A 10,798-nucleotide genomic window follows, 5' to 3' on the forward strand; every position below is an offset into this window, starting at 1 on the left:
GGCCAGGGCGACCAGCCCGGGGCCGACAGCGAGGACCATTAAGCCGCGCCGCGTAGGCACGGCCCGCCACACCGAGGCCCGGTCGATCCGGACCAACGCCAGCAGGTCCGAGCGCGGCATGCGCCGGGCGGGCCGGACGCCGGTCTCCGCGCGGACGACGTCGCGGGCGGTACGGCGGGCGGCCAGGTGGGCAGGAACCGCACCGACCGCCGCGGCGACCGCGGTGAGACCCAGCAGGGCCGCCCCGGTGAGCACCATCCGCAGCGCCTCACCCTCGCGCGCGGCGACCATGCCCAGCATGACCAGCGTCGTGGGCAGCCGGTCCAGCACCACCGTCAGGTTGCCCGAGAGCTGGAGCCAGACCGCGAGCACCCCGACGGTCACGCCGAGGGCCCGGACCACGGCCTGGCCGTGCTCGCTCCGGCGGACGGCCTCCACCGACCAGGCCACGATCTGGGCGAGGGTGATCGCGGTGGTCACCCAGAGCATCGCCAGCAGCTGGGTGCCCAGCAGCCAGTGCGGTCCCAGCACGTAGGCCGTCGCGCCCAGCAGTGTCCAGATCTGCAGGAGCCAGGCGATGTTGAGGGGAGCCAGGAGCAGGGCGCCCAGATGGTCGGTCGTCGGGCTCACCGGGTAGCTCACCGCGTGCTCCTGGGCCAGCAGCTCGCGGCCACCACCGGTGGCGACCGCCGACACGACGGCCAGCACCAGCAGGGCGGCCAGCGCCGAGGGCAGCAGGACGAGGAAGTGCACGGCGTGGGTGCCGTCGCCGAGCTCGCCGGCGCCGGGCAGGTACGCCGGGACCACCGCGACCGCGCCGGTGAGGATCAGGAAAGTCACCCCGGCGACCCGGGCGGCCCGCTTGCGGCGTACCGTCGCCGCCCGGAACCACAGCAGGTGCCGCACGTCGACGACGGCGCGGCGTACCGCCTCAGTCGAGAAGTGCCCGGTAGGCACGGGCCCCCGCCTCCCCCGCCATCTCCCCGGCCGCCATCGTGGCGACCCGCTCCCCCCCGCGCAGCACGAGCACGGTGCCGCAGGCCTCGATGGCCAGCTCGCGGAGGTGGGTCGAGACCAGCACGCAGGCCCCGCGGGCGCGCGCGTCGGCGATCACGTCGAAGGTCGCCTCCACGCCGATCGGGTCCACCCCGTCGAAGGGTTCGTCCAGCAGCAGCACCCGCGGCTGGTGGAAGGCGGCCAGGATCACCGACAGCCGGCGGCCCATGCCGTGGGAGAACCCGGTGGTCACCCGGTGCGCCACGTCGCCGAGCTCGAAGCGCTCCAGCAGGTCGCGGGCACGGTCCTCCCAGTCGGTCATCCGGCGCAGGCGGGCGGAGAGCTGCAGGTGCTCCCACGGGGTCGCCCTCGGCACGAGTCCGCCCACGTCGGGGCAGTAGCCGATCCGCTGCTTGACCAGCAGGGTGTGCTGACGCACGTCGAGCCCGTCCACGAGGACGGTGCCCTCGCTGGGGGGCACCACACCGGCCAGCACCCGCATGGTGGTGGACTTCCCGGCTCCGTTGCGGCCGAGCAGAGCGCTGGCCTGGCCGGCGTACGCCGCGAGGTCGACGCCGCTGACGGCCTCGACCTCGCCGAAGCGCACGTGCAGGCCACGGACGTCGACGACAGGGGGGTGCTCCGAGCTCACCGGCCCAGTCTCACCGGTGCCGCCGCGCCCTGTCCGGGGAATGCCCGGACTGGCTCGCCTCACCACGACATCCGGACGGAGCCGACGTCGGCTCCGTCCGGATGACGTCCTGGGTCAGGCGGGGAATGAGCCGCCGCTCGCGACGAGGTCGCGCAGGTACGCCGTCGGGCGGAACCGCTCCCCGTAGAGCTCGGCCAGCGCGTCGGCGCGAGCCACGAAGGCGGCCAGCCCGACCTCGCCGGTCGCCGACTCGTAGCCGGTCATGAACTGGGCCGCGCCGCCGGTGCTGGCCGGGAAGCCGATGCCCATGATCGAGCCGATGTTGGCCGCGGCGGCGGAGGTGAGCACCCCCTCCTCGAAGCACTTGGCGGTCTCCAGCGCCTCGACGAACAGCAGCCGGTCCTTCACGTCGGTGAGCGGAGGCTGCTCGGCGGCGACCGGGAACGCCTCGGCCAGGCCGGGCCACAGGCGGGTGCGGGTCCCGGCCTCGTCGTACTCGTAGAAGCCGGCCCCCTTGAGCCGCGAGGGGCGGCCCAGCTCGATCATCCGGGCGATGACGGACTCGGCCGGGTGGGGGGCATAGCTGCCGCCGTCACGCTCGACCGCCGCCCGGGTGGCCGCGGCGATCTTGACCATCAGCTCCATGTTGAGCTCGTCGGAGAGCTGAAGGGTGCCCACCGGGTAGCCCGCCTGCGTGGCGGCCCGCTCCAGCGACATCGGGTGCACGCCCTCGGCCAGCATCGCCAGGCCTTCGTTGACCATGGTGCCGATCACCCGCGAGGTGTAGAAGCCGCGGCTGTCGTTGACCACGATCGGGGTCTTGCGGATCTGCTGCACCACGTCGTAGGCCTTGGCCAGGGTCGCGTCCGAGGACTCCTTGCCGCGGATGATCTCCACCAGCGGCATCTTGTCCACGGGCGAGAAGAAGTGCAGGCCGATGAAGTCGGCCGGGCGGTCCACCCCGGCGGCCAGCTCGGTGATCGGCAGCGTGGAGGTGTTCGAGCACAGCAGCGCGTCCGGGTTGACGTGCGGCGCCACCTCGGCGAACACCGCCGCCTTGAGCGCCGGGTCCTCGAAGACCGCCTCGATCACCAGGTCGCAGCCGGCCAGGTCGGCCGGGTCGGCCGTGGGGGTGATCCGGGCCAGCAGCTCCGCGGACCTCTCCGGGGTCAGCCTGCCGCGGGAGACGGCCTTCTCGTTGAGCTTCGCGGTGTAGCCCTTCCCCCGCTCGGCGCTCTCGAGGGCGACGTCCTTCAGCACGACCTGCATGCCGGCCCGGGCGCAGACGTAGGCGATCCCGGCCCCCATCATGCCGGCGCCGAGCACGCCGACCTTGGTGGCCGTGAAGGGCGCGATGCCCTGGGGGCGCAGCGAGCCCGAGCTGAGCGCCTGGAGGTCGAAGAAGAACGCCTGGATCATGTTCTTGGACTGCTGGTCGACGATCAGGCTGGTCACGTAGCGCGACTCGATCCGCGAGGCGGTGTCGAAGTCGACCATCGCGCCCTCGACGGCGGCCGAGAGCAGCGCCTTCTGTGCCCGGTAGTCGGCGCCCTTGAGCTGCTTGCGCAGCAGCGCGGGCATGGCGGGCAGGAACGCGGCCATCGCCGGGGACTTCGGGTTGCCTCCCGGCATCTTGTAGCCCGCGCGGTCCCAGGGGTTCCGCGCGGCGTCCGGGTCGTCCTGGTGGTCAAGCAGCCACCGCCGCGCCGCCGGGAGGAGCTCGTCCTGGCTGCCGACGAGCTCGTCGACCAGGCCCTTGTCCTTCGCGGCGGCCGGGGCGAGCTGGGGCCCCTGGAGCAGCACGTCCATCAGCGCGGTCTGCAGGCCGAGCATCCGCACGGTGCGGGTCACCCCTCCACCGCCGGGCAGCAGGCCCAGGGTCGCCTCGGGCAGGCCGATCTTGATCCGCGGGTCGTCCACGGCGATGCGGTGGTTGGTGGCCAGCGCGATCTCCAGCCCACCGCCCAGCGCGGCGCCGTTGAGGGCGGCCACCACGGGCCGGGGGTAGGCCTCCAGCCGACGCAGGGTGGCCTTGATCGCCTCGGTGCTGGCGAAGACCGAGGCGGCGTCCTCCTTGGTCGTCTGCGACATCAGCCGGAGGTTGCCCCCGGCGAAGAAGGTCTTCTTCGCGCTGGCGACCACGACCCCGGTGACCGAGTCGACCTCCTCGTAGAGCCGCTCCACGGCGGCCTGCATCGAGGACTGGTAGAGCTCGTTCATGGTGTTGGCGCTGGAGGTGGGGTCGTCCAGGGTCAGGGTGACGATCCCCTCCTCGTCACGCTCGTAGCGGACGGCGGTCTGCGTGCTGCTGGTCATCGATGTCCTCGTCGCGTTGATGTGTTGAGTTGCGCCCTGTGTCCGGTTGAGTTGCGCCTGAGTACGGCGCGCGGCCCGGTCAGACCCGCTCGACGATCGTGGCGATGCCCATGCCGCCGCCGACGCACAGCGTCGCCAGCCCGCGGCGCAGGTCACGGCGCTCCAGCTCGTCCACCAGCGTGCCGAGGATCATCGCGCCGGTGGCGCCCAGCGGGTGTCCCATGGCGATGGCACCGCCGTTGACGTTGGTGATCTCGTGGGAGAAGTCCAGGTCGCTCATGAACCGCAGGGCCACGGCGGCGAACGCCTCGTTGATCTCGACCAGATCGATGTCGCCCGCCTCCAGGCCCGCCTTCGCCAGCGCCTTGCGGGAGGCGGGGGCCGGGCCGGTGAGCATGATCGTCTGCTCCGCGCCGGACACGGCCGCGGAGACGATCCGCGCCCGTGGCGTGAGGCCCAGCTCGTGCCCGACCGCCTCGGAGCCGATCAGCATGAGTGCCGCGCCGTCGACCATGCCCGAGGAGTTGCCGGCGTGGTGGACGTGGTCGATGCGCTCCACCCAGTGGTACTTCTCCAGGGCCACGTCGTCGAAGCCCGCCTGGCTGCCCATGTCGGCGAAGGACGGCTTGAGCCCGGCGAGCCCCTCCACCGTGGTGCCCGGCCGGACCAGCTCGTCGTGGTCCAGGACGGTCAGCCCGTTGCGGTCGGTGACCGGGACCACCGAACCCGCGAAGTAGCCGTTGGCCCAGGCCTTGGCGGCCCGGTGGTGGGACTCCGCAGCGAAGGCGTCCACGTCCGAGCGCCCCCAGCCGCCGAGAGTCGCGATCAGGTCGGCGCTGACGCCCTGCGGGATGAAGTCGGTCGCGAGCGCCGTCGCGGGGTCCATGGCCCAGGCGCCACCGTCGGAGCCCATCGGCACCCGGCTCATCGACTCCACGCCGCCGGCCAGGATGAGGTCCTCGAAGCCACCCCGCACCCGCGACGCCGCCTGGTTGACCGCCTCGAGCCCCGAGGCGCAGAAGCGGTTCAGCTGCACCCCGGCCACCGTCTCGGGGTAGCCCGCCGCGAGCACGGCGGTCTTCGCGATGTCGGCGCCCTGGTCGCCGACCGGGGAGACCACGCCCAGCACCAGGTCGTCCACGCGGTGCGGGTCCAGCCCGGGGTTGCGGGTCCGGATCTCCTCCAGCAGGCCCACGACCAGGTCGATCGGCTTCACCTCGTGCAGGGCGCCGGCCGCCTTGCCCTTGCCCCGCGGCGTACGGATGTGGTCGTAGACGAACGCTTCAGCCATCGATGGTCCTGTCCTCGGGGTTGGTCGGATGATTGTGACACCGATACTGTCAAGGTCGTCAAGGACGAGGGACGTGGCGCGGGTCACGTCCCGGCCGCCGGAAGGAGCCCGCCGTGACCGTCCCCGTCGCGCCCGAGGCCGCCGACCGCCGCGGGCTGCTCACTCTCGACGAGCTCACCCACCGGGTCGGCCTGAGCGTGCGGACGGTGCGCTTCTACACCACCCGCGGGCTGGTACCGCCGCCACTGCGGCGCGGCCGCTGCGGCTACTACACCGCCGAGCACATCGCCCGCCTCGAGCTGGTGCAGGAGCTGCAGAGCCACGGCTTCACGCTCGCGGCCATCGAGCGCTACCTGGCCGGGATCCCGTCGAGCGCCACGCCCGAGGACATCGCGCTGCACCGGGCGATGCTGGCGCCCTGGCAGGTCGAGATGCCCGTGGAGCTGACCAGCGCGGAGCTCACGGCGCGCAGCGGCCGCGCGCTGTCCGAGGACGACCTCGAGACGCTGTCGGCCCTCGGGATCGTCCAGCCGGTGGGCCGGGGCCGCTTCCGGGTCGCGGTCTCGCAGCTCTCGGTCGGGCTCGGCCTGCTCGACCTGGGCCTCCCGCTCAGCGCGGCCCGCGCCGCCGCCGCCGTGTACGCCGCGCACGGGCGCGCCGTCGCCGAGGAGCTGCACCAGCTGTTCCGCACCGCCATCTGGCCCGCGTACAAGGAGTCGGGGGCCTCCCCCTCGCGCCTGCGCGAGGTCGTGGAGCGTCTCAAGCCGCTCTCGATCGCGCAGCTGGTCTCGGCGTACGAGTCGGCGATGGACGACGCCCAGCGTGAGGGGATCGCCCGCCGGACCCGGTGAGCGCTCTCCGGGCGCTCCGCGATTTGACCCACCTGGCATTGGCGTCGGCGCCTCGCGGGACCATACTCGAAGTGCTGGCACCGGAGGGGGAGGCGGCACATGGGGATCGCGCTGCGCACGGTCATCGGCCTGGGAGCGCTGGCGGTGGTCACCGTGCCTGCTGCGGCTGCCCCCGCGACCACGGGCGCGCCGCGGGCCGCGGCGGCCCCGGTCGTCCAGGTCCGCTACGACATGAACGAGCCGGCGGAGGCCACCGTGATGGTGGACTCCTCCGGGAACGGGCTGGACGCCCCGGTGGACCAGGCCGGCCTGGACACCGGCGTCGAGTACGACGGCGCCGTGGGCTACTACTGGGCCTTCCGCTCCCCGACGAAACCTCCCCCGGCGCCCGAGCGCGTCATCCAGGTCGCCGACAACCCGCTGCTGGACCCGGGGTCGGACACCTTCACCGTGGAGATCCGCTACCGGACCGACCGGCCGTTCGGCAACATCATCCAGAAGGGCCAGTCGGCCAGTCGCGGCGGCCAGTGGAAGATCCAGAACCCCGAGGGCAAGCCGTCGTGCCTGTTCAAGGGCTCGGTGGGCCGGGTCGCGACCCGGTCCACGGTGGCCCTGAACGACCAGCGCTGGCACACGCTCACCTGCGTGCGCAGCGCCACCAGGGTGACGATGTACGTCGACGGCGTCTACATGAGCCGCAAGTCCGGGGTCACCGGCCCGATCGACAACAAGATCCCGATGACCATCGGCGGCAAGATCAACTGCGACCAGTTCAGGACCACCTGCGACTACTTCACCGGGATGATCGACTACGTCCAGCTGAGCCGCGGCTGATCCTGCCGGCCCGCTGAGCGCGTCGCCTACTGTGGCGCCATGGCGCAGCACGCGGACACCACGGTTCTGGTCACGGGAGCCACCGGGTTCATCGGCCGCCGGCTGACCCCGGCGCTGGTGGAGCGAGGGTTCCGGGTCCGGGCGATGACGCGCCGCCCGGAGGAGTACGACGGCCCGGGCGACCCGGTGTACGGCGACGCGTCCGACCCCGACTCGCTCGCGGTGGCGCTCGAGGGGATCCAGGTGGCGGTGTACCTGGTGCACTCCCTGGACTCGGGGGACTTCGAGAGCAGGGACGCCGCCGCCGCACGGGCGTTCGGGCAGGCGGCGAAGGACGCCGACGTACGCCAGATCGTCTACCTCGGCGGTCTGGGCGCCGACGACGGTCAGCTGTCCCCGCACCTGCGCAGCCGGCGCCAGGTCGAGGGTCTGCTGGGGGAGGCGGGGGTGCCGGTGACGGTGCTGCGGGCGGCGATCGTGGTCGGGCACGGCGGCGTCTCGTGGGAGCTGACCCGCCAGCTGGTCAAGAACCTCCCGGCGATGGTGGTCCCCACCTGGGTGCGGACCCGGACCCAGCCGATCGCCCTCGACGACGTGGTCCGCTACCTCGTCGGTGTCATCGACGAGCCCCGCGCGCTGGGCCGGGTCTTCGAGATCGGCGGCCCCGACCAGCTCACCTACCTCGAGATGCTCCAGATCGCGGCCGAGGTCCGCGACGGGCACCGCAAGCCCATCCTGCAGGTGCCCTTTCTGACGCCGCGGCTGTCGTCGTACTGGCTGGCGCTGGTCACCGACGTGGACGTCACCACCGGCCGCAACCTGATCGACTCCATGGGCACCGAGGTGGTGGTCACCGAGCACTCGATCCGCGAGATCGTGCCCGGTGAGCCGATCGGGTACGCCGAGGCGGTGCGTCGCGCCCTGGAGGAGGGCCGCGAGTCCTGAGCGCAGGAGGTCAGGAGAACAGCGCCGGGAGGACGAGGAGCATGCAGAGCGACCAGGTGACGTGGGTCAGGATCGGCGCCAGGATCCCGCCCGAGGCCCGCCGCTCCAGCGCGACGAGCGTGCCGAGCAGGACGGCCGCGAAGGCGAGCATCACGTTCCCCGTCGCCATCGTGGCCAGCACGTAGGCCACCGTGGTGACCGGCACCGGGTGCCGGGTCGTGGCGGCGTACGCCGCGCCGCGGAAGAACAGCTCCTCGGCGATGCCGTTGACCACCGTGACCAGCACGATCAGCGGGCCGGCCCCCTGGTCGGCGTGCTCGACCACCGCCCGCACCTGCTCGTCCAGGAACGGCACCTGCCGCACCACGACACCGCCCAGGCCGAAGAGGGCGGCGAGCAGCAGCCCGAGGACCACGGGGGTCAGCACCGGGCGGCGCGCCCCGTCGGCGTGGTCGATCCGGCCCAGGTGCAGCGGCCCGGAGGCGAACGCACCGACGGTCCACACCAGTGCCAGCGCCAGCGTGGCCGGGTAGAACCACCCGCTGCCGGGCTCGATCCGCAGCGAGATCGCGAGCACCGCCGCGCCCAGGGCGAGGAAGAGCAGGGTGACCCGTTGCCGGCGGCGCAGCTCGTGGGGAGCCTCCCGGTGGTCGCGGGGGACCTTCTCCACCAGCGCCCGTCGCAGCCACTCCCGCACGCAGCGACTCTACGGGCCGGGCGGCGGCGACCTCGCGGAACCGGGGGGTCAGCGGGTGAAGGCGAGCGCGGCGTCGTCCAGGTCGGCGTGCCGCAGGGTACGCCGGTCGTGCAGGTAGCTCTGCTGCAGCCGCCAGGGCTCCCGGGACCCCTGGCGGGGCAGCCGGTCCAGCGCCCTGAGCACGTAGCCGGCGGAGAAGTCCATGAACGGCGCCTCGGCCACCGACGGGTCGCGGACCGGGACCACCGAGCGGTAGCCGTGCCGGTCCAGGTGGTCGAGCAGCCGGCAGACGAACTCGGCCACCAGGTCCGCCTTCAGCGTCCAGGAGGCGTTGGTGTAGCCGATGGTGAAGACGAAGTTGGGCACCCCCGAGAGCATCAGGGCGCGGTAGGCCATCGTCGCGGACAGGTCGACCGGCACCCCGTCGACGCTGAGCCGTACCTTGCCGAACGGCACCAGCGTCAGGCCCGTGGCGGTGACCACCACGTCCGCCGCCAGCTCGCGGCCCGACGCCAGCCGGACGCCGCCCTCGGTGAAGGTGTCGATGGTGCCGGTGACCACGTCGGCCCGGCCCTGCGAGATCGCCCGGAAGAGGTCCGCGTCGGGCACGAAGCACAGCCGCTGGTCCCACGGGTCGTAGCGGGGGTTGAAGTCCACGTCGACGGGGTAGCCCTCGGGCAGCGCCTGCACGGTGGCCTTGCGGATCATCCGGCGCACCAGCGCGGGGCGTCGTCGGGCGAGCCGGTAGAACCCGGCCGAGACGAGGATGTTCTTCCAGCGGACCACCTGGTAGGCCGCCTTCGCCGGCAGCCGGCGGCGGGCGGTCTGCGCGAGCGCGTCGCGGCCGGGGAGCGAGAGCACGTACGTCGGGGAGCGCTGCAGCATCGTCACGTGTCCGGCGGCCGGCCCCTCCAGCCCCAGGGCCAGGGCGGGGACCAGGGTGACCGCGGTCGCCCCGGAGCCGACGACCAGCACCTGCTTCCCGGCGTACTCCAGGTCCGGCGGCCAGTGCTGCGGATGCACCACCGGCCCGGTGAACCGGTCGAGGCCGGGCATCTCGGGGGTGTAGCCGGCGTCGTAGTCGTAGTAGCCCGCGCACGACCAGAGGAACCCGCAGGTGAGCTCGACCCGGTCGCCCGCGTGCTCGGCGACGATCCGCCACCTCGCGGTCGCACTGTCCCAGTCGGCGGAGACCACCCGGTGGTCGTAGCGGATGTGCCGCTCGACGTGGTACTCCCGCGCGGTCTCCCGGACGTAGTCGAGGATGGCGGCGCCCGGCGCCAGCGACCGCTCCCCCCGCCAGGGACGGAACCGGTACCCGAGGGTGAACATGTCGGAGTCCGAGCGGATCCCCGGGTAGCGGAACAGGTCCCAGGTGCCGCCGCTGGTGGCCCGCGCCTCCAGCACGACGTAGGAGCGACCGGGCTGGGTGCGGGTGAGCTGCGCGGCCGCCCCGATGCCGGAGAGCCCCGCGCCGACGATCAGGACGTCCACGTGCTCGGTCATCGGGGCCAGGCTACCGACCGGCTCGGCGGGCGGCGTACAGCTCCACGAAGCGGGTCAGCATCCGGGGCGGCTCGGACACCGCGCTGCGCGTCGCCATCGCCTTGAGCGACTCGACCTCGGAGGGGTGGAAGTAGCCGTGGTGGCGGTACACCTCGATCCGGGTGTGCAGCCCGGACTCGTCGAGCTCGGGGTGGAACTGGGTGGCGTAGACGTTGCGGCCGAGCCGGAACCCCTGCACGGGGCAGCTCGCGGACGTGGCCAGCAGGACGGCCCCGTCGGGGAGACGACGGACTGCCTCCTTGTGGCCGAGGAAGGCCTCGAAGGCCGGGGAGAGCACGCCGAACAGCGGGTCGGCCCGCCCCTCCTCGGTGAGCCGGATCTCCACCGCCCCCACGGGCTCGGCGTAGGTGCGGTCCACGATCCCACCGGCCAGCCCGCCCAGCGTGCCGATGCCGTAGCAGGCACCCAGGAAGGGGAAGTCCTCGGCCACCACCGTCTCGGCCAGCCGGCGCAGCTCGGCCTCCACCCGGCGCTGGGTCGGGGTCTTCTCGTCCTCGGGGTCGCTGTTGTTGAACGGGCCGCCGCCGAGGATGATCCCCGACCACCGAGCCAGGTCGACCTCGCCCAGCGGCTGGAGCTCGAGCCGGCGCCGGGGCAGGGGGGGCCGTGGTAGGCGGCGGTCGTGGCGCACGACAGGGAAGTCGTCGCGG

At 73.0% G+C, this 10,798-nt stretch carries 10 protein-coding genes; 3 read left to right on the forward strand and 7 right to left on the reverse strand.

The window, feature by feature from the left end; translation table 11 throughout:
- The 4 genes from PLP61_RS10880 to PLP61_RS10895 all read right to left on the reverse strand — a co-directional run.
- A partial coding sequence (locus tag PLP61_RS10880) for a hypothetical protein (protein ID WP_324502734.1) occupies positions 1–957 on the reverse strand: 957 nt, incomplete at its 3' end.
- A complete protein-coding gene (locus PLP61_RS10885; protein ID WP_324502735.1) occupies positions 932–1,648 on the reverse strand; it encodes an ABC transporter ATP-binding protein in 717 nt (238 codons plus the stop codon). The genes PLP61_RS10885 and PLP61_RS10880, both read right to left, overlap by 26 nt.
- Positions 1,649–1,762: 114 nt before the next feature.
- Complete coding sequence (locus PLP61_RS10890) at positions 1,763–3,964, reverse strand: 3-hydroxyacyl-CoA dehydrogenase NAD-binding domain-containing protein (protein ID WP_324502736.1); 2,202 nt, start codon at positions 3,962–3,964, stop codon at positions 1,763–1,765.
- 79 nt (positions 3,965–4,043) lie between these two features.
- Positions 4,044–5,255, reverse strand: coding sequence for an acetyl-CoA C-acetyltransferase (locus PLP61_RS10895; RefSeq protein ID WP_324502737.1), 1,212 nt, complete (start codon positions 5,253–5,255; stop codon positions 4,044–4,046).
- 113 nt (positions 5,256–5,368) lie between these two features.
- Here PLP61_RS10895 and PLP61_RS10900 point away from each other — a divergent pair, with 113 nt between their 5' ends.
- From PLP61_RS10900 to PLP61_RS10910, 3 genes are all read left to right on the forward strand, one after another.
- Positions 5,369–6,106 carry a MerR family transcriptional regulator gene (locus tag PLP61_RS10900; protein WP_324502738.1) on the forward strand — a complete coding sequence of 246 codons (738 nt, stop codon included), beginning with the start codon at positions 5,369–5,371 and terminating at the stop codon, positions 6,104–6,106.
- Positions 6,107–6,205: 99 nt separating this feature from the next.
- Positions 6,206–6,940, forward strand: coding sequence for a LamG-like jellyroll fold domain-containing protein (locus PLP61_RS10905; RefSeq protein WP_324502739.1), 735 nt, complete (start codon positions 6,206–6,208; stop codon positions 6,938–6,940).
- Between the two features lie 39 nt (positions 6,941–6,979).
- Positions 6,980–7,885: an NAD(P)H-binding protein gene (locus tag PLP61_RS10910; RefSeq protein WP_324502740.1), complete on the forward strand. Its 906-nt coding sequence runs from the start codon at positions 6,980–6,982 to the stop codon at positions 7,883–7,885.
- Positions 7,886–7,895: 10 nt separating this feature from the next.
- On the opposite strand, the gene PLP61_RS10915 is transcribed toward PLP61_RS10910, so the two are convergent.
- The 3 genes from PLP61_RS10915 to PLP61_RS10925 all read right to left on the reverse strand — a co-directional run.
- Positions 7,896–8,582: a CPBP family glutamic-type intramembrane protease gene (locus PLP61_RS10915; RefSeq protein ID WP_324502741.1), complete on the reverse strand. Its 687-nt coding sequence runs from the start codon at positions 8,580–8,582 to the stop codon at positions 7,896–7,898.
- Between the two features lie 48 nt (positions 8,583–8,630).
- Positions 8,631–10,088 carry a flavin-containing monooxygenase gene (locus PLP61_RS10920; RefSeq protein ID WP_324502742.1) on the reverse strand — a complete coding sequence of 486 codons (1,458 nt, stop codon included), beginning with the start codon at positions 10,086–10,088 and terminating at the stop codon, positions 8,631–8,633.
- A gap of 10 nt (positions 10,089–10,098) precedes the next feature.
- The coding region (locus PLP61_RS10925; RefSeq protein ID WP_324502743.1) for a glutamine amidotransferase at positions 10,099–10,798 on the reverse strand (700 nt) is incomplete at its 5' end.

It is taken from the genome of Nocardioides sp. (genome assembly GCF_035429765.1).
Lineage (GTDB): Bacteria > Actinomycetota > Actinomycetes > Propionibacteriales > Nocardioidaceae > Nocardioides.

Coding starts and splice junctions, on each gene's coding strand:
- PLP61_RS10890 (WP_324502736.1), bottom strand. CDS start 3,964: ATGACCAGCAGCACGCAGACCGCCGTCCGCTACGAGCGTGACGAGGAG.
- PLP61_RS10895 (WP_324502737.1), bottom strand. CDS start 5,255: ATGGCTGAAGCGTTCGTCTACGACCACATCCGTACGCCGCGGGGCAAG.
- PLP61_RS10905 (WP_324502739.1), top strand. CDS start 6,206: ATGGGGATCGCGCTGCGCACGGTCATCGGCCTGGGAGCGCTGGCGGTG.
- PLP61_RS10910 (WP_324502740.1), top strand. CDS start 6,980: ATGGCGCAGCACGCGGACACCACGGTTCTGGTCACGGGAGCCACCGGG.
- PLP61_RS10920 (WP_324502742.1), bottom strand. CDS start 10,088: ATGACCGAGCACGTGGACGTCCTGATCGTCGGCGCGGGGCTCTCCGGC.